Origin of the sequence: Micromonospora sp. NPDC006431, from assembly GCF_042870725.1 — a bacterium.
Taxonomy (GTDB): Bacteria; Actinomycetota; Actinomycetes; order Mycobacteriales; family Micromonosporaceae; genus Micromonospora.
The window spans coordinates 41,265-67,614 of record NZ_JBIAHQ010000012.1 but is presented as its reverse complement, the minus strand read 5'-3'; the positions used below and the strand labels follow the sequence as shown (position 1 = coordinate 67,614).

General features: G+C 69.7%; 19 protein-coding genes and 1 pseudogene. 11 read left to right on the top strand and 9 right to left on the bottom strand.

The features are described 5' to 3' along the window. Positions 1-27: 27 nt before the first annotated feature. Positions 28-5,364, top strand: a complete 5,337-nt coding sequence (locus tag ACFYM6_RS21260; RefSeq protein ID WP_387277902.1) for an amino acid adenylation domain-containing protein — start codon at positions 28-30, stop codon at positions 5,362-5,364. On the opposite strand, the gene ACFYM6_RS21255 is transcribed toward ACFYM6_RS21260, so the two are convergent. Beyond that, positions 5,326-7,647 (bottom strand): lantibiotic dehydratase, encoded by a 2,322-nt coding sequence (locus ACFYM6_RS21255; RefSeq protein ID WP_387277901.1) that lies wholly within the window; start codon positions 7,645-7,647, stop codon positions 5,326-5,328. The two genes, ACFYM6_RS21260 and ACFYM6_RS21255, sit on opposite strands and share 39 nt — an antisense overlap. A 30-nt stretch (positions 7,648-7,677) precedes the next feature. Here ACFYM6_RS21255 and ACFYM6_RS21250 point away from each other — a divergent pair, with 30 nt between their 5' ends. The 6 genes and pseudogenes from ACFYM6_RS21250 to ACFYM6_RS21225 all read left to right on the top strand — a co-directional run. Beyond that, entirely contained in the window at positions 7,678-8,703 is a 1,026-nt protein-coding gene (locus tag ACFYM6_RS21250) for a 3-oxoacyl-ACP synthase III family protein (RefSeq protein WP_387277899.1), read from the top strand. Positions 8,704-8,777: 74 nt separating this feature from the next. Then, positions 8,778-9,011 carry an acyl carrier protein gene (locus ACFYM6_RS21245; protein ID WP_387277897.1) on the top strand — a complete coding sequence of 78 codons (234 nt, stop codon included), beginning with the start codon at positions 8,778-8,780 and terminating at the stop codon, positions 9,009-9,011. Next, positions 9,008-9,913, top strand: coding sequence for a thiamine pyrophosphate-dependent dehydrogenase E1 component subunit alpha (locus tag ACFYM6_RS21240; protein WP_387277895.1), 906 nt, complete (start codon positions 9,008-9,010; stop codon positions 9,911-9,913). Before ACFYM6_RS21245 ends, ACFYM6_RS21240 begins: the two co-directional genes overlap by 4 nt. Before the next feature lie 14 nt (positions 9,914-9,927). Continuing rightward, the gene (locus ACFYM6_RS21235) at positions 9,928-12,075 is read left to right on the top strand and encodes a 2-oxo acid dehydrogenase subunit E2 (protein WP_387277894.1); all 2,148 of its coding nucleotides are present in this window, start codon (positions 9,928-9,930) and stop codon (positions 12,073-12,075) included. A 633-nt stretch (positions 12,076-12,708) separates the two neighbouring features. Further along, a complete protein-coding gene (locus ACFYM6_RS21230) occupies positions 12,709-13,341 on the top strand; it encodes a hypothetical protein (RefSeq protein ID WP_387277892.1) in 633 nt (210 codons plus the stop codon). Positions 13,342-13,806: 465 nt separating this feature from the next. Continuing rightward, a pseudogene (locus tag ACFYM6_RS21225) lies at positions 13,807-13,944 on the top strand (transposase); the annotation flags it as partial. 163 nt (positions 13,945-14,107) lie between these two features. On the opposite strand, the gene ACFYM6_RS21220 reads toward ACFYM6_RS21225, so the two are convergent. Then, positions 14,108-14,746 carry a LysE family translocator gene (locus ACFYM6_RS21220; RefSeq protein ID WP_387277890.1) on the bottom strand — a complete coding sequence of 213 codons (639 nt, stop codon included), beginning with the start codon at positions 14,744-14,746 and terminating at the stop codon, positions 14,108-14,110. A 96-nt stretch (positions 14,747-14,842) separates the two neighbouring features. Here ACFYM6_RS21220 and ACFYM6_RS21215 point away from each other — a divergent pair, with 96 nt between their 5' ends. Next, positions 14,843-15,670 carry a transposase gene (locus ACFYM6_RS21215; RefSeq protein WP_387277888.1) on the top strand — a complete coding sequence of 276 codons (828 nt, stop codon included), beginning with the start codon at positions 14,843-14,845 and terminating at the stop codon, positions 15,668-15,670. A gap of 104 nt (positions 15,671-15,774) precedes the next feature. Here the strand turns inward: ACFYM6_RS21215 and ACFYM6_RS21210 are convergent, their stop codons facing one another. After that, positions 15,775-16,986, bottom strand: a complete 1,212-nt coding sequence (locus ACFYM6_RS21210) for a low temperature requirement protein A (RefSeq protein ID WP_387277886.1) — start codon at positions 16,984-16,986, stop codon at positions 15,775-15,777. A gap of 576 nt (positions 16,987-17,562) precedes the next feature. Here ACFYM6_RS21210 and ACFYM6_RS21205 point away from each other — a divergent pair. Next, positions 17,563-18,945, top strand: coding sequence for an alkaline phosphatase PhoX (locus ACFYM6_RS21205; protein WP_387278122.1), 1,383 nt, complete (start codon positions 17,563-17,565; stop codon positions 18,943-18,945). Positions 18,946-19,314: 369 nt separating this feature from the next. Here ACFYM6_RS21205 and ACFYM6_RS21200 read toward each other — a convergent pair whose 3' ends face one another. From ACFYM6_RS21200 to ACFYM6_RS21175, 6 genes are all read right to left on the bottom strand, one after another. After that, positions 19,315-19,788, bottom strand: coding sequence for a VOC family protein (locus ACFYM6_RS21200; RefSeq protein ID WP_387277884.1), 474 nt, complete (start codon positions 19,786-19,788; stop codon positions 19,315-19,317). 329 nt (positions 19,789-20,117) lie between these two features. Then, positions 20,118-20,249, bottom strand: coding sequence for a hypothetical protein (locus ACFYM6_RS21195; protein WP_387277882.1), 132 nt, complete (start codon positions 20,247-20,249; stop codon positions 20,118-20,120). Positions 20,250-20,348: 99 nt separating this feature from the next. Beyond that, positions 20,349-20,624, bottom strand: coding sequence for a hypothetical protein (locus ACFYM6_RS21190; RefSeq protein ID WP_387277880.1), 276 nt, complete (start codon positions 20,622-20,624; stop codon positions 20,349-20,351). Between the two features lie 49 nt (positions 20,625-20,673). Then, the gene (locus tag ACFYM6_RS21185; RefSeq protein WP_387277878.1) at positions 20,674-21,924 is read right to left on the bottom strand and encodes a hypothetical protein; all 1,251 of its coding nucleotides are present in this window, start codon (positions 21,922-21,924) and stop codon (positions 20,674-20,676) included. 511 nt (positions 21,925-22,435) lie between these two features. After that, the gene (locus ACFYM6_RS21180; protein ID WP_387277877.1) at positions 22,436-23,617 is read right to left on the bottom strand and encodes an endonuclease; all 1,182 of its coding nucleotides are present in this window, start codon (positions 23,615-23,617) and stop codon (positions 22,436-22,438) included. Between the two features lie 137 nt (positions 23,618-23,754). Next, entirely contained in the window at positions 23,755-24,249 is a 495-nt protein-coding gene (locus tag ACFYM6_RS21175) for a DUF6933 domain-containing protein (RefSeq protein ID WP_387277875.1), read from the bottom strand. 280 nt (positions 24,250-24,529) lie between these two features. Here ACFYM6_RS21175 and ACFYM6_RS21170 point away from each other — a divergent pair, with 280 nt between their 5' ends. Continuing rightward, positions 24,530-24,874, top strand: coding sequence for a hypothetical protein (locus ACFYM6_RS21170; protein ID WP_387277873.1), 345 nt, complete (start codon positions 24,530-24,532; stop codon positions 24,872-24,874). After that, positions 24,867-26,003, top strand: a complete 1,137-nt coding sequence (locus tag ACFYM6_RS21165; protein WP_387277871.1) for a hypothetical protein — start codon at positions 24,867-24,869, stop codon at positions 26,001-26,003. The genes ACFYM6_RS21170 and ACFYM6_RS21165 overlap by 8 nt, the downstream gene beginning before the upstream one ends. Positions 26,004-26,350 lie beyond the last annotated feature (347 nt).

Here is a 26,350-nt window from a genome sequence, read left to right as displayed (position 1 = left end):
AGGAGAGCATGCCGAGGAGGATCCGGCGTGACCGAGGTGCGGCACGACCTCACGGCGGTGGGCGACGTCTACACCGTCCCCGCCTCCTACGCTCAGGAGCGGGTCTGGTTCACCGCCCAGCTCAGCCCCGCGCAGCCGCTGTTCACGATGACCGATGCGGTCACCCTGCCGCCCGGCGCGGGGCCGGAGCAGGCGCTCGCCGCGCTGCGGGCGGTCACCGAACGGCACGAGGCCATGCGCACCACCCTGCGCCTGACCGACGGCGAGCTCTACCAGGACATCCACCCCACCGTGCCGATCGAGCTGCCGGTGACCGACCTGTCCGGGCTGACCGAGCCGGACCGGGAACGCGCCCGCACCGAGATCGTCGCCGAGTACGCCCGCCTCGACCTGCCGACGGACAGCGCACCGCTGTGGCGGGCGCGGCTGCTGCGGCTCGGCGCGGACACCTGGTGGATGCTGTTCGCCGGGCACCACGTCATCCTTGACGGCACCTCACTGCTCAACCTGCGTGCCGAGCTGACTGAGCTGTGCGCCGCTGCCGTCGCGGGCCGGGCGCCGGACCTGCCCGACCTGCCCATCCAGTACGCCGACTACGCCGCCTGGGAACGCGATCGCCTCGACGGCCCTCGGTGGGGTCAGCTGCGCGACTACTGGCGCCAGACGCTGACCGGCCTGCCCGCCGTGCACGCGCTGACCACCGACCATCCGCGCCCGTCGACTCGCACGTTCAGCGGCAGCGACATACGCCGCACCCTGCCCGAAGGCCTGACGCAGGCGCTACCCGAGCTGTCCCAGCAGGCCGCCGCAACCCCGTTCATGGTGCAGCTGGCGGCCTATGTCGCGCTGCTGCACCGGCTGTCGGGCAGCGACGACATCGTGGTCGGCATGCCGGTGGTAGGCCGCGATCGTACCGAGTTGGCGCCGCTGCTGGGCATGTTCATGAACATGCTGACGCTGCGGGTCGACGTTTCCGGTGATCCGCCGTTCCTGACCCTGGTCCGCCGGGTGCGCCACGTCGTGCTCGACGCGTGGGACCACCAGGACATGCCGTTCCAGAAGCTCGTCGAGGACCTGGCGGTGCGGCGCGACCCCGGCGTACCGCCGCTGTATCAGGTCACGTTCCACCATCTGCCGACCGGCCGCGGTGAGGCGTTCGGCGGCGCCATGGACGACCTGTCGCTGGAGATCGCCGGGGACGAACTGCGGCTGGAGTACAACACCGCACTGTTCGAGGCCGCCACCATGGAGGCGTTCGCGGACCGCTACCTGCTGCTGCTCGCGGCCGCTGCCGCGGCGCCGCGGACCAGGGTGGGCGCGCTGCCGATCATGTCGGACGCCGAGCGCGCCCGGGTCGTGACCGGCTGGAACGCCACCGACGCCCCGGTGCGCCAGACCACCCTGGCGGAACTGTTCGACGGCCAGGCCCGGCGTACGCCGGACGCGGTCGCGCTGGTCGACGGCGGCACCCGGCTGACCTACGCCGAGTTGTCCGCCGCCGCCGAGCAGGTGGCACGCCGACTGATCGCGCACGGCGTGGGGCCTGAGTCGATCGTCGCCATCCACGAGCCCCGCTCCAGCCGCCTGGTCGCCGGGTTGCTCGGCGTTCACCGGGCCGGTGCGGCGTACCTGCCGTTGGATCCGGATTATCCGGCGCAGCGGCTGGCCTACATGCTCGCGGACGCCGGTGCCGAGGTGCTGCTGGCCGACGAGGTGCCGGAGGGGTTGGCGGTACCGGGCGTGGTGCTGCCGCTGACCGGTCCGGACCAGCCCGAGACCGCTGCGGGCGTAGCCGCCGGGCCAGGCAACGCGGCGTACCTGATCTACACGTCAGGGTCCACCGGGCGACCGAAAGGCGTGATCAACGAACACGCCGGCATCGTCAACCGGCTCGACTGGATGCAGGACGCCTTCGAGCTCGGACCGGACGACGCCGTGCTGCACAAGACGCCGATCGGGTTCGACGTGTCGGTGTGGGAGGTGTTCTGGCCGCTCATCGTGGGTGCCCGGCTGGTACTGGCCCAGCCCGGTGGACACCGCGACCCGGCGTACCTGCGGGATCTGATCGAGCGGGAGCAGATCAGCACCGTCCACTTCGTCCCATCGATGCTGGACGCCTTCCTGGCCACGGCCGGTCCCGCCGACCGCGCCCGGTGCGGGTCACTGCGGCGGATCGTGTGCAGCGGCGAAGAGCTGCCGCTCGACCTCGCCCGCCGGACCGTGGCCGCCCTCCCGGCCGCCACGCTGCACAACCTCTACGGGCCCACCGAGGCCGCGATCGACGTCACCGCCTGGGCGGCTACGCCCATCGCGCTGGCCGGGGTCACCCGGGTGCCGATCGGCGGGCCCATCCGTAACGTCCGTACCTACGTGCTCGACCAGGCTTTGCAGCCGGTGCCGGTCGGCGTCGCCGGGCAGCTCTACCTCGGCGGGGTGCAGGTGGCCCGGGGCTACCTGCACCGCCCCGAACTCACCGCCCGCACGTTCGTCCCCGACCCGTTCGACGACACCGGCGGGCGGCTCTACGCCACGGGTGACCTGGCCCGCTGGCGCACCGACGGCACGCTGGAGTTCCTCGGCCGCATCGATGACCAGGTGAAACTGCGTGGCTTGCGGATCGAGCTGGGGGAGATCGTCGCCGTGCTGCGCGAGCAGCCGGGCATCGGCTCCGCCGCCGTCGCCGTACGCGGCGCCACGCCCGCCGAACAGCGGCTGGTGGCGTACGTGACGCTGGCAGCGGGGACCGAGGCCCTGGACCAGGCCGCGCTGCGGGAGGCGCTGAAGCGGCTGCTGCCGGAATACATGGTGCCGTCGGCGTTCGTGCCGCTGGACGCGCTGCCCCTGTCTGCCAACGGAAAGCTGGACACCGCCGCGCTGCCCGCGCCCGTGCACGACGGCAGACCCGCCGCCGTGCGCCGGCCACCGGTCACCCCGGTCGAGCAGGCCATCGCCGCCGCCTGGCAGGACGTGCTGGGGGTCAAGGACGTCGGGCTCGACGACGACTTCTTCGAACTGGGCGGGCATTCGCTGCTGGCGATCCGGATGCTGGCCAAGCTGCGCGACGCGTACGGGCACATCGACGTCGGCGTGATGGACGTGTTCCAGCACTCCACCGTGCAGGGGCTGGCCGCGCTGATCGACGGCCCGACGGACCAGGAGCGCCGGCGGCCGCTGCTCTACGAACTGACCAAGCCGGTCCCGGCGGGGCAGCGGGTGCGGTCCTACGTGTGCGTACCCTATGGTGGCGGGCTGGCCAGCATCTACCAGCCGCTCGCGGACGAACTGCCGCCCGGGCACACGCTGTTCTCAGTGGCGGTCCCGGGACATGACGTCGGGGTCAGCGACACGGAGCTGCCGTTCGATGAACTGGTCGACCGGTGCGTGGCCGAGATCCAGGACCGGGTGCACGGCCCGCTGGTCCTGTACGGCCACTGCGTCGGCGGCGCCCTGCTGACCGGTATCGCCCGGCGGCTGCACGAGCAGGGCCGCCCGATCGAAGCGATCTACGCGGGCGGCGTGTTCCCGACGGCCCGGCCGGACAACATGCTCGGCCGCCTGGTCGACTGGGTCGATTCCCGTGGCGCAGACCGGCGTTACGAGACGTTCCTACGCTCGATCGGCGCCGAGCTGGCCGACCTGGACCAGGCGCAGGTCGACCGGTTCGTCTACCACGTGCGGCGGGAGGCCGCCGAGGCGCAGGAGAAGTTCACCGAGTGGCTGGAGGCTGAGCCGGTCCAGGTGGCCGCGCCGGTGATCTCCGTCGTGGGTACCCACGACATGCTCACCGAGTACTACGAGGAGCGCTACCGCGAGTGGAGCTTCCTCGGCGAATCCACCGCGCTGGTGGTCCTCGACCAGGCCGGGCACTACTTCATCAAGCAGCGGGCCAAGGCGCTCGCCGAGGTGGTCACCCAGACCCATCTCCGTCTGGCCGAGCCCTCCACCGCGCAGGCCACCGCGGACCGGCTCGCCGGTGACGCCTGGGAACTAGCCGCCACCAGCACCGACCCCGTCACAGCCGATGCCGGCGCGCAGCCCGCCGTACGCCGCTTCCTGGCGCTCACCGCCAGCCAGCTGATCTCGGCCACCGGCTCGGCGCTGACCCAGTGGGCCGTACCCGTCTGGGTCTACCTGACCACCGGGTCGATGCTGTCGTTCGGGCTGTCCGGGGTGATCGCCTACCTCCCGGCACTGCTGACGCTGCCGGTCGCGGGTGCCGTCGCGGACCGGTTCGACCGGCGCAAGGCGCTGCTCGCCGCGTGCGCGGCCGCGGTGACCGCGGAGGCGCTGCTGGCCACGCTGCTGTGGACCGATCAGCTGGGGCTGGCCGCCGTCTACACCCTGGTCTGTGTGCTCGGCGCGGCGTCGGTGTTCCAGCGCATCACCTACCTGGCCGCCATCCCGCAGGTCATGCCGAAGCGCTACCTGGGGCACGCCAACGGTATCGCCCAACTGGCCGTGGGGCTCAGCTCGCTGGCGGTGCCGCTGCTGGCGGCAGGCCTGCTCGCGGCGATCGACCTGACCGGCATACTGCTGATCGACATCGTGAGCTACGCCGTCGCGATGACCGTGCTCGCGGCGGTGAAGTTTCCCAAGCTGCTCGGCCGCCGCCGCAAGGAGCCGTTCCTGGCCGAGTTGATCGGCGGGGCGCGGATGGCGTGGGCGGAGCCCGGGTTCCGGGCCATGCTGGGCTTCTTCTCGCTCTACAACCTGTGCCTGTCCAGCCTGCTGCTGGTGCCGCCGATGGTGCTCGCGTTCGGCACGATGGGCCAGGTCGGCACGGTCGCGTTCGCCGAGGCGCTGGGCGCTGTCCTGGGCGGACTCGTGATCGCGGCATGGGGTGGCCCGACCAGGCGCCGGATGCCCGCCCTGATCGCGATCGCGTTCGGGGTCGCGATCAGCCTGGTGCTCAGCGGCGTACGCCCGAACCTTGTGCTGGTCGCGCTCGGCAGCTTCGGCGTGGGACTGGGCCTGGGCCTGCACAACGGCATCTACCTGTCGATCATCCAGGTGAAGGTGCCACAGCGGTTCCACGGCCGGGTGCTGGCGATCATCCAGACGCTGACCTGGGCGACGTTGCCGCTGGGCTTCGCCGTACTGGTGCCGCTGAGCGGGTCGGTGCTGGAGCCGATGTTCGCTCCGGGCGGCGCCCTGGCCGACAGCGTCGGTGCCCTGATCGGGACCGGCGCCGGCCGAGGGCTCGGGTTCGCGTTCGTCATGTCCGGGCTGGCCCTGGCCGTGGTGTCGCTGGGCGCCTACGGCCAGCGCCGGTTGCGCCTGTTCGACACCGAGACCCCCGACGCTCCGGCGGATGCGACCGAGTGGCTACCGCAGCTGCGCCGCCGCCGGGTCGACGATCTGTAGCCGCAGTTCCGAGGCGTACGCCTGGCCGGCCGCGTCGGTCAGCCAGGCGTCGTCCGGGCCGGGCAGCAACTCGGTGATGGTCAGCCCGATCCCGTCGCCGCCCTTGGAGTGCGCGCCGCGCAGCAGGGTGCACAGCAGCCGGGTGTAGACGCCGCTGGTCAGGTCGACGAAGCTGGGTTTGAGCTCGGTGTCGACCCGGACGAAGATCTGCTCGGGCAGGCCGAGGGCGAGCCTCCAGCGCCGCACCGCGAGGTAGCGTTCCCGCTCGCCCTTCACCTTGTGCAGCCCGGTGTCGCCGACCGTCGTGCGCCACGTCTCGCGGACCAGCACGAGTCCGTCGACGACGATACGTGGGGTATGCCCGGCGTTCCCGGCCAGCTTCCACGTGTCGAACACCTGGTAGTCGAACAGCGGCGCGAACACCTCCAGCAGCGGCCACTGCCGACCGTCGCCCGCGTGCACCCGCAGGCTGCCGTCGGCTTCGGGCCGCACGGTGAGGCCGGTGATCGGTACGAGGCGGTCCGGGTCGGCGCCGGGGGCGCTGACGAAGCCGAGCTGCGCGTCCGCGGGTCCGTGCAGCCATTCCGCGATGCGGGCCGTGTGCCGGGGCCAGTCCACCGGGGCCAGCAGCCGCACCCGGCCCTCGGGCAGGTCAGCCCGCATACCGTCCCGCAACCGCCGCGGTTCCGGGTGCCCGTACGCGAAAAAGTGCGTGTCGAACGCGGCCAGGGCCACGTGTAGTTCGCCGAGCACGACGGTGAAGTCTCCCCGCAGCAGGGCCGCCTCGTCCGGGGCGCAGAGATGCACGTCGGGGCTGTGAATCCGGGCGGCGGCCCAGCCGGGCGCGGTGGCCGTGAACGCCGCGGCGACCCGCTCGGTCAGCTCGGCGGCGTCGAACCGCAGCTCCCGGGCGTCGGCATCGGCGTCGGCCAGGCCAAGCACCTTCGCCCACCGGGCCAGAAAATCGGCGGCGACGGCGGCGCTGGGCGGGTTTGCCCCGAACACGACCGCCTGAGCCAGGAACCACAGGTCGGGCAGGGGAACGTCCGCAATGGCCGAATCGGCCGACAGGTCGCGGTAGAGGGCGGCCAACGCTTCGGCGTACGCGTCGCCGATCGCTGCCGTCAACCACCGGACCGACACCAGCAGCGGCTCCACCGGAGCAAGCCGTTCCAGCAGCGTGTCACCGAAGCTGATGTCCAGGTCGCGCACGGTTTCCAGGTGGCACAGAGTACGCCCCGCGTACACCTCACCGGGGTGCTGCCGCGCGGCCTGACCGGTCAGCTCGACGAACTTGCGCTCCAGCGCGGACATGGCTGCCGCCAGGGCGTCCGGACCGTCGGCGGCGGCCACCGCGTCGCGCAGCGCGCTGATGGTGGCCAGCTCACCGAGCACCCGTTCACGGACCAGGTCGTCGCCGATCGCGGCGAGCTGTTCGCGCAGCACATCCTCGGCGGTGAGGTCGATCGGCAGGTCGAACCCGATCCGCAGCACGCCCCGCTCGGCGAGTTCGTCGAGCTGCGCGTACACGTCGGCGGCGCGGCGGAACCCACTCGCCGGGTCCGCGACCAGCGCGGAGGCGAGGTCCGCGACGCGCGATCGCCGCTGCGCCAGAGCGAGCAGCGCGGCCGCCGCCGCCGGCAGCGCCTGCGGCGCGCGGTGCGGATGCAGCAGCACCCCGCCCCGCAGCGTCAGCTGGGGCGCCAGCCGCACCGGCAGCCAGTCCCGCACGCCCTCCGCGCGGGCGAAGGCCGCGCCGAGCGCGTCCAGCGCCCACCGCTCCAGAAAAACCCGGCGGGTACGCGTCAAAGCCGCACCCGGGCGCACCGTGGCGACCGGACCGGGGCCGCCCAGTTCGGTCCAGCAGATGGGACCGAAGAAACCGACGGTGTCGTTCTTGAGGCAGTAACGCTGCCAGTATTTCGCGATGACCTCCTCGCGGTGCCGTCGACGCAGATTGCGCGGGGCGTGCGGGCCGTCGCGCCGGATCGCGTCGACCGCGAGCAGGACGCCCGGATTCTGCCAGGCCAGCGCAGTGCGGAACGTATCGTCGCAGGCGATGTCGTAGACGGCCCGGCCGAGATCCGCTGCGGCGGCGTCGAACGCGGCCTCGAAGGTGTCCGCGCCGCAGGCACCGGTGAGAAAGCTGTCGGCGGCCGCCGCGAGCGCGGGCGCGGCGAACCGCTGCATCCCGGCCACTGGGAATCCGGCCGACCGCAGCAGCGCTGAACGCCACACGTGCCACGGGGTTCCGGCGAGGGGCGTGAGATGCTCTGAGGGCATCTGGCAATGGTATGCATCCAAGGATCTGCGGTGGGACGGGCAACGATGAGCTTCGGGCTGGTGTCCTTTGGCGAGGCGCTCGGCGATCCGGTACCGGTGGCGGACGTGGTGGGGCAGTACACCGACGACGTGAACCGGATCCTCGGGTACGGCTACCGCCAGGTGCACCGCAGCGCGCCGGAGGTGGGCCTCACCGACCTCGCCGAGCGGGCCGCCCGCCAGGCCCTCGACGCCGCCACGCTCGCCGCCGCGGAGGTGGACCTGCTGGTGCTGGCCATCACCGACCTCACCGAGTACCTCTACTGGGACGCCGCCGCCGACCTGGCGCACCGGCTCGGCGCGGTTAACGCCGAAGCGGTGCTGCTCACCCAGGCATGCACGACGGGTGTGCTCAGCTTCGACACTGTCGCGGGCAAGTTCGCCACCCACCCGCGGTACGCCACCGCCCTGGTGGTGGCCGCGAACCGGACCTGTGAGGCGTACTGGAACCGGATGGACACGCAGCCGATGGTCTTCTCCGACGGCGCGGTCGCCACGGTGGCCCGGCGCGGGCATTCCCGGCTGCGCTGGCTCGCCACGGAGGCCGCCACCGACGGCCGCTACGCCCCGTTCTACCGGCTCGACGTGGGCGGCGCGGCGGCCCCCTTCGGCCCAGGTGCCGAACCGCCTGCCGTACGCGACGTGTGGAACGTGATGGAGTTCTTCGACTACGACGCCGAGCAGTTCGAGCAGTTCGCCCGGGACCTCGACGAGCGGGCCGTGCGGGTCACCGAGCGGGCCTGCGAGCGGGCGGACGTGAAGGTCGCCGACCTGGCGCGCCTGATCCTGGTCAGCGACAACGAGCGGTCCATGGCGTCCCTGGCACAGGCGCACGGGGTGCCGCTGGCACGTACCAACCGGGAACTGGCGGCCGAGCACGGGCATCTCGGTGCCGCGGACCAGCTTTTCGGGCTGAGCCGCCTGCTCGCCGCCGGTGAACTCTGCGAAGGCGACCGGGTCGCGCTGATCTCGCTGGGCCGGGGAATGCACTGGGCCTGTACCATCGTCGAGGTGTAAGCATCGATCGCTCGATCGGTTTTGACAGCGCGCCGCCGCTGCCGCCTGAAATCCGTTCTGGGAAGGGACACTGGATGTCCAGTCGCCTGGTGCGGCTCGTCGCCGACGTGCTGGCGTTGCCGGTCGATCAGGTCGACGCGCAGACCGGTCCCGCGACCACAGCGGCCTGGGTGAGCTTGCGCCACCTCCAAATCGTCGCGGCAGTCGAGGACACGTACGGGATCGCAATCACCCCACGGGAGATCCGGGCCGTTCGGACGGTGGCGGACCTGCGCGAGCTGCTCGCGCAGCGGGGCGTCGAGGAATGACGTTCGCCGCGCCGTCTCCGCTTAGCGACGCCGACCTCGGCACCGGGCTGCTCATCCGCCGCTTCGAGGAGGAACTGCTCCGCCTGTACGCCGACGGCCACATCACCGGCACCACGCACACCTGCGTCGGCCAGGAATACATCCCAGTCGCACTGGCCCCGCTGCTGACCGGGGACTTCGTGTTCAGCAACCACCGAGGGCACGGGCACTACCTGGCCCACTGCGCTGACCCGGACGGCCTACTGGCGGAACTGCTCGGCCGGGAGGGCGGGGTGTGCCAGGGGCGCGGTGGCAGCCAGCACCTGCGCCGGGAACGGTTCCTGTCCACCGGCGTGCAGGGCGAGAGCCTGCCCGCCGCGGTCGGCGTGGGGCTGCACCTCAACCGCACCGGGCAGAACGCGATCGTGGTGACCTACATCGGTGACGGCACCTGGGGCGAAGGCGCCCTCTACGAGGCGCTCAACATGGCGCAGCTGTGGCAGGTGCCGCTGCTGGTCGTGGTCGAGCACAACCGGATCGCCCAGTCCACCCCGACCACAGAGCAGCTGGCCGGGACCATCGGCGGCCGGGTCGCCGGGTTCGGGATCACCTTCAGCGAGTCAGACTCGCTGGACCTCAACGAGGTGCGTGCCGCCGCCGCGCCGCACATCGAGCGGGTCCGCGCCAACCGGCAGCCGCATGTGCTGGTGCAGCACACGGTCCGGCTCGGCCCGCACAGCAAGGGCGACGACTCCCGCCCCGCCGACGAGATTCGCCGGCTGCGCCACCTCGACTGGCTGCAGCGGTACGCGGTCGCGTGGCCGGCACAGTTTTCGGCCGCTGACGCGCAGGCCCGGCAGCGGGTCGCGGAGATCTCGGCCGCGGCGCTGGCCCGGCCCCTGGTGAGCGGCGGCGTGGCGTGACGCGCGCCGAACGAATGAGCCAGAACCTCAACCGCGCCCTGCACGAGCTGTTCGCCGCCGACGAGCGGGCCTGGCTGCTGGGCGAGGATGTCGTCGACCCTTACGGCGGCGCCTTCAAGGTCACCCAGGGCCTGTCGACGGCCTACCCGGACCGGGTGCTGTCGACGCCGTTGAGCGAGAACGGCATCACCGGCGTCGCGGGTGGCTTGGCGCTCTGCGGTGACACGGTCATCGTCGAGATCATGTTCGGCGACTTCGTCGGCCTCGCCTTCGACCAGATCATCAACTTCCTCACCAAATCCGTCGCCATGTATGGCGAGCACACCCCGATGCGGGTCGTGATCCGCTGCCCCGTCGGAGGTGGGCGGGGCTACGGCCCGACGCACAGCCAGAGCGTGCAGAAGCACTTCATCGGCATCCCGCACCTCGCGCTCTTCGAGCTGTCGCCACTGCACGACGCGGCCGACGTGCTCGCCGCCGCGCTGCGCCGCGGCGAACCGTCCATGCTGTTCGAGGACAAGATCCTTTACACCCAGCGGAGGTACGTGGACAACCGCGTCGACGACCGCCTCGCCTTCGAGCTGCTGGGTGCGGACCGCAACTGGGCCCGCGTCTACGACCCGGCTGCCGCCGCCGCGCCGACGTTGGTCATCGCGCCCGGCGGGGTCGCCAACCGGGCGATCGCCGCCGCCAAAAAGGCCTGGGAGCAGAGGCGCAATGTCGAGGTGCTGGTCCCAGCCCGGCTCTACCCCTTCGATGTCGACGGTGTGCTCGGCCTGCTCGACGGTGCGGACGGCGTGATCATCGCCGAGGAGAGCACGGCTGGCGGCACCTGGGGGAGCGAGGTCGCCACCCGGCTCTACGCCGCCGCGTGGCCGCTGCTGCGTCGGCCGATCGAACTTGTCAGCTCGGCCGCCAGCATCATTCCGTCGGCACCGCACCTGGAACGGGCGGTCCTGCTCAGCACGGACACGATCCTGGAACGGATCATGCACCGCTCCACTGGCGAGCCTGCCACGTCGGGAGCGGCGAGCCGCGATCGGGCTGCGCCGTCATGGGAAACGCCCGGCACGGTTGTGGCGCAGGTGGCGCCGGTTGTAGTGCTCGCTGGCGAGGCGCCCACGGAGCCGTTAGGCGCTGGTACGGCTCCGGCTCCCAGGGCCGGTTCGCCGCTGACCAGGTTGCGCCAGGCGCGGGCGGCGGAGCAGGGCGTCGCGGTGAGCGTACCCAAGCTCAACAGCAACGACGACACCTATGTGCTGCTGGAGTGGCTGGTCCCAGCCGGCGCCACCGTCGAGATCGGACAGGTGATCGCGGCGGTCGAGACCTCCAAGGCGATCGAGGAGCTGGCAGCGACGCACGCGGGCCTCCTGCGCCAGGACCTCGCCGCCGGGGCCAACTGCCTCCCGGGCTCGACCATCGGCTACATCCTGTCCGCCGATGCCTTCCCTGCTGCGGCACCTCCGGCCGCTGAGCCGTCCGTGGTGACGCAACCGGCGCTGCCGGGGCGGCCGCTGCCACCGTCGCAACGCCGCATCGCCGACGTGGTGGCGACCTCACACCGGGAGATCCCGGCCGCCTTCACCGCCGCGCGGGTCGACGTGACCGCCGCCCTCGCGTACGCGCGCCGGGCCGCCGACGATACCGGCGCCGATGTCAGCCTGACCGAGGTTGTCATCGCTGCCGTGGCCAGGTTGCACGAGCAGTTCCCCGCCCTCTACGCCGAGCTCACCGGCGACGGCTGGGTCATCGAGGCGGCACAGCCGTCGGTCGCGCTCACCGTGGACGTCGGCACCGGCCTGTTCCTGCCGGTGATCCGCGACGTGGCGAACCTGGACCTGGGCGACCTCGCCGACACCGTGGTCGAGCTGCGGATGAAGGCGCTGCGCAACCGGCTACGCGAGGACGACATGGCCGGGATGAACTTCCTGGTCGCGCTCAACAACACCCCCGGCGTGATCTACGCCCAGCCGATCATCCCGCCCGGCGTCACCTGTGCCCTGTCGGTGCCCGACGTGCACCGCGAGGTCGTGCTGGACGTCGGAGGTGAGCTGCGCGAGCGGATGATGGCGGACCTCGGGCTGGCCTACGACCACCGGCTGGTCAACGGGGCACAGGCCGGGGCGTACCTGGCCGCGCTCAGCGCCGCCCTGCAACTGTAACCGTGAAGCCCCACACGAGCATCATCCGCCTACGCCCAGCTGTCCGGCGACGAGGTCCAGCAGGTGCGCGCCAGGCGCTGGCGACTGGCACCGCAGCGGCGTTGCGACGAGAACGCCGTCACACCCATCGAGTTTGAACAATCAACCAGCCCGCCGTGATGCGCCAGAAGGCGGGCCGCCATGCCGGCCGGCCCGCCTTCTGGCTATGAGCGACGCTGCCTACCTCAGGCCGGGCGGCTGCCGCAGCGGGGCTTCCCCTTTCGCGACCCGCCAGCCGCCGTGCGGGCCGAACACGGAGATCCCCTTGCCAACGACCCGGTGCCCGGCACCTCGCCCGACCTCCTCCTGCCTTCCCTGGCGACAAAACGGTCCTTGTCATCAGGAGTTCGGACTCCGACGCAATTCCTATGCCCGTCGAGGCGAGGGCGCGGGCGCATGGACGGGGCAGCTCCACAGGGGATCGAACGGTACCCGAACGTCATAGCGGCTCGGACCTGTGAAAACGCTCCAACCCGCCGTCCCCGGCCACGACAAAAGCGCAGTTTCCCGCCGCCCTATAGACGCCCGTCAAAGCGCTGCTTAATATGGTCCCTGCCGTTCGGCGAATTCTCCCCATCCCTTCAGGAGACAGACTTGATCAGGCATTCGCTTTCACTGGTCGCGGCGGCTGTTCTCGGCCTTTCCGCCGTGGCCGCCCCCGCCCAGGCCGCTCCCGCCCAGGCAGCCCCGGCACCGGCCCACGCAGTGGCGCACTCCGACCTGGGCGTCCAGGCCGCCCCCACCGGTTGCACGACCTGGGTGGAGTGGGTCCAGGAGGGGAGTAACAGCTACTACTACGGTCGCGGCAACGTGCAGTGCGCCACCGGCCGGTACAAGGTCAAGCTCCAGTGCCGCAACATGCAGACAGGCGTGGGATACGTCGTCTACGGCGGATACGCGGTGAACGCCCCCGGTACGGCCACCACCCAGTGCTACAGCGGGAACGTCGCCGAAGGCGTGTACCCCGTCGAAGACCCGCTGCCCACAGTCGGTGTCACCGGTTGCGTCTCGTGGGCGGAGTGGGTCCACGAGGGTACCAACCACTACTACGGCCGCGGTACCGCCCAGTGCGACACGGGCACCTACCGGGTCCAGATCCAGTGCCGCAACGTGCAGACGGGCCAGCGGTACGTCGTCTACGGCCCGACGGTGAACGCCCCCAGCATCTCCACCACCACCTGCAACCGCGGCAACGTCGCGGACGCCGTGTCGGGCGTACCGGCGTGAGGGCTGACGTGGCGGCCCTGCACCGCCACCAGATGATTGATTTCTTGAAGATTCAGTAGTCGTAGGCGATGAGGGATCGTTTAACGGCGACGTCATGGAAGGGTGCTTCAACGGGCTCGCGCAACATTAAGCACCGCCGTCTCACTGCCCAGCCGGTGAGCCTGGCAATGGAGAACGCCGGCCCATCACTGGTGGGCCGGCGTTCTGAAGAGCATCAGACCAGGTCCCGCGATGGCCGTCTCTTACACCACCCGCGCGGACGCGACCGTCGACCCGGCCGCTTACCTGCAGGCGGCAGCGACTCCAACACCATCCACTGGGCGGTCAGGTCGTATCGCCTCGTCACCGCTATGGTGGCCTCAGGTCTCCGGTACTCAGGTTCTTCTTGGTCGATGAACCCTCTACCGGAGGCCTCGCCATCTGTCGATCACCGACACGCCCTACCCGACTTCGATACACAACCTAGCCCACCTCTGCGGCGCAGCACCAATCCCCGCCAGCTCAGGACGGGTACGCCGCCATCGCCTGGACCGAGGAGGCGACCGCGGCGCCAACCATGCCCTCCACACCATCGCGCTATGCCGCCTGTGCAACGACCAACGATGAATTGTCAATACCTGTGGATTGGGCAGTAGCTGTTGGGCCGCGGGGGATGCGTTCGGTCGTTCGACGGGTTCACCGTTGATCAACGTGGTGCCGGCGACCTACCCGACGTTGCGTCAAATCTGTGAGAGTCGGGCGACGAGGTCTCGCCCGACTACTTGACCTACTCCTTGCGGCCGCTGACGGCCAAACCGACGCCGAGCCCGACCATCGTGAGACCCGCCGCGCCGCCGACCAGGTCCAAGCGCCGCGCCGAGCGGGCGAACCAGGACCGGACCGCACCCGCCGCCACGCCCCATACGGAATCCATCGCCAGGGCGATCGCGGCGAACACCGCGCCCAGGACCACCATCTGAAGGGTGGCATGCCCGGCGGACGGGTCGACGAACTGCGGCAGGATCGCCGCGAAGAACACCACCGTCTTCGGGTTCGTCACGCCAACGATGAATCCCTGCACCAGCGTGCGCCCGCCCCCGATCGGGGCCGCCTGCGCCTCAAATGCCTCCCGCAGCGCCCGACGGTGCCGGATCGCCTGGACGCCGAGGTAGATCAGGTATGCGGCGCCGGCAAGCTTGATCACGGTGTAGATCACGGCGGAGGTCTGGACGATGGCGCCTACGCCAATAGCGACGGCCGTGGCGGCGGTGAAGCTGCCAGCCGCCCCACCGACGACGGTCGTCAGCGCGACCCGTCGGCCGTACGCCAAGGCGCGGCTGATCGCGAATAGCACGGCGGGACCCGGGATGAGGATCAGTACGAACGACGCGAGCGCGAAGGCGGCCAGACGATCAGGCGATGGCATGCGGCCAGGCTAGACGATCAGGCAACCTGCTCGGCAGAGCGCTCGACGAGATGGCCGTTGATGAAGGTAGCGCCGGCGCGTACCAGGGCGCGTGAGATGCAGCGGGTGGAGAAACTGCTCGAGGACGCCCAGATCAAGATCACCTCTGTGGTGAGCGACGTGTTCGGGGTGTCCGGGCGGCTGATACTTCAGGCGCTCATCGACGGGCAGCGCGACCCGGTGGTTCTCGCTCAGATGGCCAGGGGCCGACTGCGTGTGAAGATCGCGCAATTGCAGGAGGCGCTGCGGGGGTTCTTTACCGATCACCACGGCGCGATCCTGGCGATGATGCTGGACAACATCGACCGGCTCAGCGCACAGGTCGCCGCTTTGGACACCGCGGTTGCCGAGGCGGTCGCCCCTTTCGCCCACCAGGTGGCCCAGCTGGCTGAGATCACCGCGGTTGGCCCCACCGCCGCTCAGGAACTGATCGCCGAGGTGGGCGTGGACATGACCCGCTTCCCGTCCGACGCGCACCTGGTGTCGTGGGCCAAGTTCTGTCCCCAGACCCACGAGTCCGCTGGAAAGAAGAAGAACAAGGGCCGATCAAAAGGTAGCCCGTGGCTGGCCGCCACCCTGGGCAACATCGCAGGCAGCGCTTGCCGCACCGATACCTTCCTCGGCGCACGACACCGACGCATCGCCAAACGCCGCGGCAAACAGAAGGCGATCGTAGCCACCGGCAACGCCGTCCTGGTCATCGTCTACCACCTGCTGTCCGACCCCGCGGTCCGATTCCGCGATCTCGGCGCCGACCATTTCGCTACACGTATCGATAAACAGCGCCGGGCCCGCAACCTCGCCGCACAACTCCAGGCCATCACTGGTCAACAGATCACCATCCGCGATGGCAAAGCCGTCATCGCCGAACCCAAAGCCGCCTGACCCACCCACCCAAACCCGGCTCCGCTGCGCTGCGCCGGGTGCTGCCGACTACCCACTCACCGTTAGATTTTCGGGTCTGACAGTTAGTTCGGCGCCGGCCCGATCTAGGGGCCCTCTGGCCGAAAGCCCTCGGCCAGAGCGGCCTCGCGCAGTTCTTTACGCCGCTCGTCGGCGACGAGGAACTCCGTGATGACCAGGCTGACACAGACGGCCGCCAGCAGGCCGAGCGCTACTACTGCCGAAAGTTGGCTGGCGGCCGGGATGAGCGCCACCAGCAGCGCTGCGGTAATCAGTCGTGGCCAGATGACCCGGCTGAGCAGGCGCGTGATCCGCAGTTGGAAGCCGGCGTGGGAGAGCAGGAACAGGGCTGCTCCACCGTAGAGGGCGTAGAGGCCCAGGCTTTCCAGTCTCGCGGGCGAATGGTGTAGTTCGTTCTCTTTGATGATCGCCACCACTTTGTGCAAGCCGAGGGCGAACAGCATGATGCCGGCGATCAGCGGCAGGTGTAGATAGCTGTAGGCGTCGCGGGCGTAGGCGACCCGCCGCTGGCCGGGGTTCTGGCTCAGCGTCCGCTCGGCGGCGATCGCGACGACGTCGAAATAGGTCCAGCCCAATGCGGCGGCGGTGACGATGGCGAAGACGAGGGCCGCGATGAGCCATCGAGTCATCGGCACGCCGCTGCTGGTCAGGCCAACCGCTATGAGCGACTCGCCAAGGGCGACGAGCACGATGAGGCCGTGCCGCTCCGCCCAGTGCCGGGCCGAGATGATGTGCCACCCCCACGACCGCATCACCAGGGCACGGCCATAGTCGATGATGATGGCGAGTATCCAGAGCCCGGTCTGGCTCGCCTTGACCAGCCATGGGTCGTGGAACAGTCGCTGCGGCACGACGGCGGCGGAGAACAGAAGGACGGAGGCGACAAACAGTGGCGCGGCGATCAGCAGTACGATGCGCGGCCCCGTGTCTGGAATGGCGTACCAGCGCACCGCCAGATGCACCAGCCGAACGACCACGAAGCACGCGACGAACACCACCGGGCCGGAGACAGCCGCGCCCCGGAGGTCGGTGAATGCCTGCCGGACCGCCACCGCCATCACAAGGGCGATTACTGTCACAAACAGCAGCGCGATCCGGATCAGCCCGACCCGAGCTTGGAGGCTGTTGCCCAACCAGGCATAGATGGACCACGTCGACCACAACAGGGCCAGCGCAAGCATCCCGTTCAGCACGCCGTGACTGGTGAAGTCGTCTTCCATCAACGCAACGACCTGGATGAACGCGAGGACGAACACCAGATCGAAGAAGAGTTCCACGCTGGTTACGCCGACGCCCTCGCGTAGCGGTCGAATGCCGCGCGGCGCTCGCGCTGACCTGCCATCGGGCGCCCCGTCGTCCCTACCTACCACACGACAGAGTGTGGCAGCCGGCCACACCGAAGATGCCCGAATCACTGATCGCGGTCGACCTTGTCGCCGAGATCCCAGCGATGCCGCCGAGGTGATCTCTGCTGCCTGTGATGCTCTCGTTGACGGTCTCGACACGCCCTCGCTTCGGATGCTCGCCGCTGTGTCGGTTCGCGAGCTGCGCGGCTCAGGCCATCAAGTCGCCGAGGTGTTGCGGGCATCGCTGGAGGAATTGGGCATCGGCTATCCGCCACCAGGAAGCTTGGTTGGTCGGGAGGCCGCGGTGCGGGCTATGGCAGCTCGGCTGAGCCAAGTCGGCTGTCACAGTTGGCGGGATCAAATCGATCGGCATCTTGACGGGTGGGGCGGGATGTAACGTAGTGGATCGAGCGGCTCGAATCGATGCGGGTCGGCCGGTTGATCCGTCCGCCGCGGTCCACGTCGGCCCGCTACGGTCTGTGACGTCTAGGAGGCTTGTCCGTGTCTATGTCTCGCCGCCAGTTCCTGTCCCGCTCGGCCGGCGCCGGTCTTGCTGTGGCCGTGGTCGGTTCGGTCGACGCCCTGTTCACGGCGGCACCCGCGCTGGGGGTGTCCGGCCCGGAGGTCGGGTACGGTCCGCTCGTGCCTGACCCGGCCGGCATGCTTGACCTGCCGGTGGGCTTCCGCTACAGGGTGCTGTCGCGCGAAGGCACCGTCCGGGCGGACGGTGGCATCGTGCCGAGCCGGTTCGACGGTATGGGTGCCTTCGCCGACGAGGCGCGCGGCGCTCGCCTGGTCCGTAACCATGAGTGCTCCCCGACCGCGAAGATTACGGTCGTCGCTCCGCCGGAACGTACGTACGACCCGGCCGCCGGGGGCGGAACCACCACGCTCGCCGTCGACGCGTCGAACCGCGCCGTCTCTGAGCACGTGAGCCTGGGCGGCACGGCCATCAACTGTTCCGGTGGCCGGACGCCCTGGCATACCTGGCTGACCTGTGAGGAGACCGAAGACAAGGCGGGGACCCGCGGGTACACAAAGGACCACGGATTCATCTTCGAGGTTGACCCGTACGACGGTGCTCGCAACACCGATCCGACACCGCTGACCGCGATGGGACGGTTCCAGCACGAGGCGGTCGCGGTCGACCCGCACACCGGCATCGTCTACGAGACCGAGGACGCGTTCGTGGCGCCGCTGGGCAGCTTCTACCGCTTCCTGCCGAACCGACCGCTCGGCGGACACGGGAGCCTACGGGCAGGCGGCGTGCTGCAGGCTCTGCACGTCCCGGACCTGCCGGACCTGTCGGTGGTGACGACGGCGGGCACGTCCTTCTCCGGCATCGAATGGCTCGACGTGCCGGACCCGCTGGCGACGACGGAGTCGGTCCGTGCCCAGGACTACCGCAAGCCGATCACCGCTGGGTACAAGATCGAGGGCGCCTGGTGGGGGGAGAAGGACGGCTGCGCCTACTTCGTCTCGTCGTTCGCCCGGCGTGAGCTGGGTTCGGCCCGCGACCACGACGGCCAGGTCTGGCGGTACGACCCGCGAGCCAACACGTTGCGCCTGGAGACCATCTTCACCCGTCCGACGCCGGCGCCGGAGAACCCGGAGTTCGACGCCCCGGACAACATCTGCATGTCGCCGTACGGGGGGCTGATGATGTGCGAGGACGGGGTCGGGGATCAGCACATCCTTGGTACGACCGCCGACGGCAAGGTGTTCGCCTTTGCACGCAACCGGGTCAACGTCGGCACCGCCGGGGACCCGGAGTACGGCGAGCTGGCCGGTGCGACGTTCTCCGCCGACGGCCGGACCATGTTCTTCAACGTCTACAACCCGGGCATCACGTACGCCGTCACCGGCCCCTGGAACCGCCGCCAGGGCTGACCCCGCCGCCGCCCTCTGCGGTGCTCCCCGGTCCACAGGTGATCGGGGAGCACCGCCACGCCTGGGTCTCGGGGCGTGTGGGTGCCAGAAAGTGTCCGCGCGGATCGTTCTCAACCTTGAGGCGGCCAAGGGGTTAACGCGCCACCACGGCCGCAGTCGAAACCAGAAGCTCTATCTCTGCGCCCGGGACACGGTGGCCGGCCTGCAATCACCGGGCTGACCAGCTCCTGCGATAGCTACTTCGACCTGAAAAACCCCCGTTGAGGGCGCCGGCTTGTGCGATCACCGGTGGCGGCCTGGAGCAACATGGTCGCGCCGGTTGCCTGGTCGGGCGCCGCGCTTCGGGCGCCCGACCAGGCCATCCCTCGGTTACAGGTATGGGCGGGTGATCAGCTCGATCGCGTGACCGGCGGGATCCTTGAAGTAGACCCCTCGACCGCCGTGCTCGTTGTTGATCTCACCGGGGCGTCGCATTTGCGGATCGGCCCAGTGCGCGATGCCGCGATCACACAGCCGCCGATACGCCCGGTCGAACAGATCGTCGTCGATCAGAAACGCGTAATGCTGCATCTGGATCTCCACCGGCGGCTCGGCGAACTGAAGCAGCACCCCATCGTTGAGTTGGATGTTGGTGAACGGACCCCAGGACGGTGCTTCCGGAAGTTCCAACAGCTCCCGGAAGAACCGAGCCGACCCGTTGCGATCCTTGGCGGCGATGATGGTGTGGTTGAACCTGACTGTCATTCGGCTGACCTCGCTGTTGCGCGACACGAAGAACGGGCTCACGGTGCGCGAGCGCTGGGAGGTCCGCGTGCCGAACTGGGGTGCCTTCTCCGCACCCACCGTGCGATCAGCCCTCCACCGGGTGGCCAATCCGTGTGTGGCGTAGCGCCGGTCCGGTGTTCACGTCGGACGACGCTACTTGATCTCGCTGGCCGCGACAACAGCGCAGCGACCGGCTGTCGGGGGGCTCGTCACGCAGCTCTGGCCGGATATGCGGTCCACTGCCGGATCGGGGACTCGGGCGCAAAACGCGTCTTCGGCTCCGCTCGGCTGATCCGCCAACGGATGTAGGCGGCGATGACGGCGTTCTGCTCGTCGTGGCTGCGGTGGTCGGTGCCGTTGAAGGCGACGTAGCGCAGGGCCGCGAACTCGGACTCGATCCAGTTCAGTCAGGAGCCATAGGTCAGTAGGAAGACCAGTTCGATGTCGTTGTCGGCGGCCCAGCTGCGGACCTCGGCGTGCTTGTGCGGGGAGAAGTTGTCCAGCGCCAGGTACGGCTCCCCGTCGGCCAGCGCTCCCATAGGACCTTCAGCAGAGCGAGGAACTCCCGCCACCGCTTGCGCTTCCGGATCCGGTAGTAGATCTGGCCGGTGGCCAGGTCGAGAGCGGGAGCATGTGCATCACCCCGCCGTAGCGGTTGTACGTCGCCTGCAGTCGGCGGGGCCTGCCTGCCGGCCGCCAGGCCTTGCCCATGCGCGGTAGAGGTCGAGCGGGTCGAACTCGTCGACGCATATCACCCGCCCGTCGGTCGGCGGGGTGTCGAACAACGCCAGGATCCGGTGCAGCTTAAAGAAGTCCGGGTAGGTGAAGGCCTTCCAGGTGGTCGTGGTCTGCCAGGAGACCTGACCTTCGCGCAGGAGGTTATCGAGCTCGTCGAGCGACTGGACCCGGCCCATAGGGGGACGACGCTCGGGTCCGGGTCCGTTACGCGGGGCGCGCGGCGGTCTACGGCAGACGCGCGAGGTACGCGAGCAGCGCCTTGCGGCTGTCCGGCAGCCCGTACTCGTCAACGAGCATAGCGACGTTGCCGAAGTCCTGCCCGTCGATCAGCCAGGGATCGGGTGACCGGCTCAGCACCTCGACGAGCCGTTGCTGTCGCGGCGCCAACGCCGCAGCGGGCGCCGCCGCCGGCCGCGGCCCATCCGGGAACGCGAGGCGCAACGCCTCTCCCAGCACTGTCAACGACTGGTCGCCACTGACGGTGGGCAGCCGGCGGAGCAGCGCGTCGAAGGCGCGGTCCGCCTGCTGGGGGCCGAGCTGCCGCAGGGCGAGTCCGGCGTACCCACCCAGGTCTCCATTGAGGAACGGCACCCACCCCGCGTCCGCCAGCGAGTTCACCGCGTCATCGGGCGGGGCGGCTGTCCAGGCCAACAGCTCGTCAACCGTCGCCTCGTCGGCCTCCGCACCCAGTACCCGGGCCCGCCCGATCGCGACGGCCCAGCGGACCAGCGGGTGCGGGTCGGCCAGCAACCGGACGTCTGGCGCGGCGCCAAGCAACCCGGAGGCCACCAGCATGGTGGCCACCGCACCGGGCTCCGGTACGACCTCCACCCGGTCGGGCTCCAGTCTGGCCGCGGTCGCGTGAGTCAGCGCGGGCAGGCTGCCGGTGGCCTCCTCGGGGAACCAGGCGAGGGCGTGCGCCGCCCCGATTCGCACCCCCAGATCAGGGTGGCCCAGCAGAATGCGGAACAGCGGCACCCCGGCCCGTACCGCGTCGTACACCGCCAGTTCGATGTACGACCACAGCCGGTTCTGCTCCTCTGCGGCCAGGGACTGGACATACGCGTACTCGACGTACTCCTTCTTCGCCTCGTCCTCGCCGGTCCAGGGAAGTGGCTTGGCGGCCAGCAGCTCTCGCCCGCCTTCGGCGGCCCGTCGGAAGTCGGTCACCGGGAAGCCGTCCGGCAGGAAGTTCTCGTCGTAGCCGACCGCCAGGGAGGTCAGCAGGGCGAGTATCGCCGCCGGGTCCGGAGTGGCGGGGTCGGCGAGGAGTTCCAACAGGAACGGCACCGCGTAGGCGCTCGCCTGGTACCGGCTGCCCTGGTGGAAGATGTTGGTGTAAAGAGTGCCGAGGGCGTCATCTCGTTCAGCCGGATCGGGCGAACGCAGGGCGCGGATCTGGCCGGGCAGGTCGTCGGCCGCCCCGTAGGCGTGGCCAAGCCGCCGCCACTCGATGTCGTCAAGGCCTTCGAGCATCCCCTATGTTCCCCCGTCGCCCACACCGGCGTGCGGGTGGGGGTGGTCGCCCCGGACGCCGGACAGCTGGGGACGTTCACGGGCGTCGGCCGGGGCAGGCGAACCGTGTACGGTGCCAAAACCCTGTTCCAGTACGTGCACGACCAGGCAGACGACGCGCCCCAGTTGCGCACGGTCGGAGCGTGTCCACGGGCGAGACCGTGCTCCCAGACTGACCGGGACATGGATCCCCACTGGCAGTGGTCCTGCTGTTCAGTTGTTGGCGTCGGCGAGTTATGTACGGACTACTGAGAGTGTCGGTCATCGGCAATTTTCGGAGCGAAGTGATTGGACTTCGCAGATGCTCGATCCCGGGCCGCTTTGTCGCCCGTCGGTGGGAGGCAGCCGGTGGAAGGCAGCCGCGGCGCGGCGGGGGCCGGGCCGGGCCACCCGGTTGTCGTACCCGCACCCGCCGGGTCCGTACGGCCCCGAGCGGGTGACCTGCGACGTACCGGGCGGCCCGGCGAAGGGATCAGCCCCAGATGGCGGTGGCCCACTCCGGGTGGTCGATGAAGGGGTTGCGATTGCCCTGCCAGCGTTCGTAGATGACCTGGTTGCGGCGCTTCTCGAAGGCGTCCGGCGGGTCGAGCTGGTGCCATGCGAGCAGCACCGACAGTCGGCCCAGGTACGGGGTGGTGCCGTTGGCGGCGGAGTTGTTTATCTCCAGGTTCGGCCAGCCGTCGTCGCCCTCGTACCGGATCGCCATGTACATGATCATGCGGGCGACGTCGCCCTTGACCGCGTTGCGCGGCTCGAACGAGTCGGCGTCGGTGTAGCAGCCGGGGCACTGGGCGACGGCGGCGCCGCCGTTGTCGAAGTCCTTGTTGCCGCGCGTCGAGTTGACCGTGACGTCCTCGGGGCGCAGGTGGTGCACGTCCGTGCCCGGGCCGGTGGCGGTGCCGAAGTCGCCGTGCGACTTGGCCCAGACGTGCTCGCGGTTCCAGTCGTCAACGGCGCCGCCGTTGGTGGCCTTGCTCTGCGAGCGGCCACTGTAGAGCAGGATCACGTTGTTGGGATTTGCCGGGTCCTGGTCGGTGTCTTTCAGCGCCTCCCACACCTGGTCGTAGCTGAGCTTCGTCTGCACCTTGATGATCGAGTGCAGGGCGCCGCGCAGGGACGGGCCGGTCTTGCCGATCGCGCTCGCGTAGTAGGTCGGGTCATACGGCCCGCCGGTCGGGGTGGGTGAGGCGGTCGGCGTCGGGCTGGGGGTGGTGCCGCCGAGGGTCATCGCGGTCGGGTCCTTCAGCCCGCCATGGCTGAAGTACGCGGTCAGCGTGCCGGTCGCGGTGACCAGCTTGCCCCGCAGGCCCGGATTGGTGAGCAGCCCGAAGGCGCTCCGGTACGGCGCCGTGACCTGGACGTAGAGCATCCTGCCCGTACTGGTCTCGCCGGCGGTGTCGGCGATGGCGATCGCGGTGTCGGCGGTGTAGCCGGAGGTGATCACCGTGTTCGTCGCCGTCGGTTGACCGATGACGTAACCGGTGACGGTGGCGGTGCGGCCGTCCTGGGCAGCCAGCGCCTGGGCGACGGTGAGCGCGGTCGCGGCCGACGCGGAGGTGCTTGCCACTGCGACGCCGGTCACCAAAGCCACGACGAGCGCGAACGCCGTGACCAACCGCCCGGATCGCGAGCGGGTGATGCTCCGTGTATTCATGACTAGCGATGCTAGCGGCGGCGGTGTGAACGCTGGGAGGGCGGCGGGAAGAATCTTTCGTCGACGTCAGCCGGACGGGCGAGTGGTCGGGATCAGCGATCCGGCCCCTCGTGGGTCGCGCGGTCGTCTCGTGATCCTCACGGGCTGACCTGTTGCACGAGGGCTGCGAGCTCGCGGTCGGGGCTGACATGGCGCTGGTAGAGCGGGCTGCACGGTGTCGCGGCCAGCCGCACGGCGAGATCGAAAAGATTCGGCTTTGTGGCGTCACGCCAGGTATCGGCGAGGAAGGCGAACTCGTTCATGATGCCGACGACGCTGCGATTGGCCGTTGGCGCGATCCGCCACGAGCGCATCTGGTCGACCTCGGCTCGGATCACCAGGTCGGGCACGCTGTGAGCGGCGAGCACGTCGCCCACCTGGTCGGCGACTCGGGCCAGCATGGTGGCGGCCGGCGCGAGGGGCATGAGCACCGGCAGCAGCGTGCGCTCGTTGACAAGCAGTGCGACCTGCGTTCGCCACGGCAACCTGGTGGCGTACCAGTCGCCAAGCAACGTCGTGGACCGCTCGCCGTCATGCGGGGCGGACCGGCCGATGCGTTGGCGCAGCTTCACGGTTGCGCGCAGGAGGAACATGCGTCCATCCTGCCGCCTGCGCGTCCGCTTCGTGGTGCCGTCCGTGTCAGGCAACAGTTACCGCACGTCGTCCAGCGTGAGTCGGTGCCAGGCAGTTTTGGTGTGAACATGCAGGTCGGGGTCTGCGGGCGAGGAACCACGCCAGCGCGGTGTTGGCCGGACAGCCCGTGCTGGTAGCAGCATGTCGGGGCAGCCCTTCGGCTGGCCGCCCGGGGGCCGCGGTCGGCTCGGTGGGCATGGTGGTTCAGCACGAAACGCGGGACTGGCATAGGCTGCCGCGGTGTTTTCACTCAGCCGCGCCGAGCTGGACCCGTTGGTCGGCGAGTCGACGGTCGACGCTTACAACGATGACGAGCAGTTGACCGGCCTGTACACCATGATCGAGGCCGACCTGTCGGTGCCGTTCATGACGCAGGTTCTGGGTGTTGAGGTGGCGGTGCGGCGGGTCGATCTGCGCCACGGCGGAGTGGTTGCGATCTGCCATCGAGGTCGGATCCGTCAGGCGATCGGGATCCGGGATCTTCCTTTGCCGGAGCCATCACCGCCGGGAGCAGAGTGGATCGAGGCGTACCGGCCACTGGGCGGGCGGATGATCCCTATGGCGGAGGATATCGGCGGTGAGTGAGTACCAGTACTACGAGTTCGTGGCTGTCGACCGGCCGTTGACGCCTGCGCAGCAGCGAGAGCTGCGGGCGTTGTCGACGCGGGCGCGGATCACCTCGTCGAGTTTCGTCAACGACTACCAGTGGGGTGACCTGAAGGGTGACCCGCGGGAGTGGATGGAGCGGTACTTCGACGCGTTCCTGTACCTGGCGAACTGGGGCACGCACCGGATCGCGTTGCGGCTGCCGGTTCAGGTGTTGTCTCCGGACGTCGTCGCGGAGTACTGCGTCGGGGAGTCGGCCTGTTCGTGGGCGACCCGCACGCATGTGATCGTTGACCTGCACAGCGAGGACGAGGACGGCGACGAGGAGTACGACGGCGGTGGCCACCTCGCGGCGATCCTTCCCGTTCGGGCGGAGTTGGCCGCCGGTGATCGACGATTGCTGTACCTGGCATGGCTGTTATGCGTACAGGGCCGCGAGCTGGACGAGGACGAGAAGGAGCCGCCGGTACCGCCCGGTCTAAGGGACCTGTCTGGGCCGCTTCGGGCCCTGGTCGACTTTCTGCGGCTGGACCCGGATCTGCTCGCCGTGGCAGCCGAGACGAGTAGACCGCTCAAGGAGCAGACGCCATCGGTGGCGGCGCTGTCCCACTGGGCGAAGGCGCTGCCCGAGCCGGAGAAGGATGCGATCGTCGTACGGTTGTTGCGCGGCGACGACACGCACCTGCGGTCGGAACTACTGGCTCGTTTCCACGGCACGACCCCGAACGAGGGCACCGGCGGTGGCCGCACAGTCGGGGACCTGTTGGCCGCCGCGGGGGAGCGCTGGTTGCGACGGCAGCGGCTCGCCCGCGAGCGCGAGGCGGCCGAGCGGGAACGCCGACAGCGGGCGGCCGCCGCCGCCCGCGAACAACACCTGAACGCGCTCACCGGACGAGAAGAGCAGGCGTGGCAGCAGGTGACCGCGATGATCAAGACGAAGCGGCCGAAGGAGTACGACGCTGCCGTCGCGCTGATATCCGATCTGAAGGCGCTGGCCGATCGGGACGGCGACACCGAGGCGTTTCTGCAGCGTGTGCGGCAGTTGCGGGAGCAGCATGCCCGCAAGCCGAGCCTGCTGGATCGTCTCGACCGGGCCGGGCTCGGCTGACAAACCGGCGCAGGTCCGATCAGCGGCCCGCCGCTCTCAACGGCGGTAAGCCGAGTTGGGTGTAGGAGCGGGATCGTTTGCGCCACATAGCGGCGAGCACGCCGACGTGTTCGTCGATGTAGTCGTGGACCTCGACCGTGGTCTTGCCGAGGTGGGCGCGGCCGACGTACTGCCCATGCTGCCCTTGACCGACACTGGATGGGCCAGGAACAGGCAGCGGCTGCGCAGCGCGGACGCGTTGAACGGGACGATCTGGTCGTCGTGCGCGACCAGGACCGGGATGTCGAGCTTCGGGAGGTCTTCGTTCGAAGTCCGTCTCGGAGAACGCCTCGATGCAGCCGCCGCGC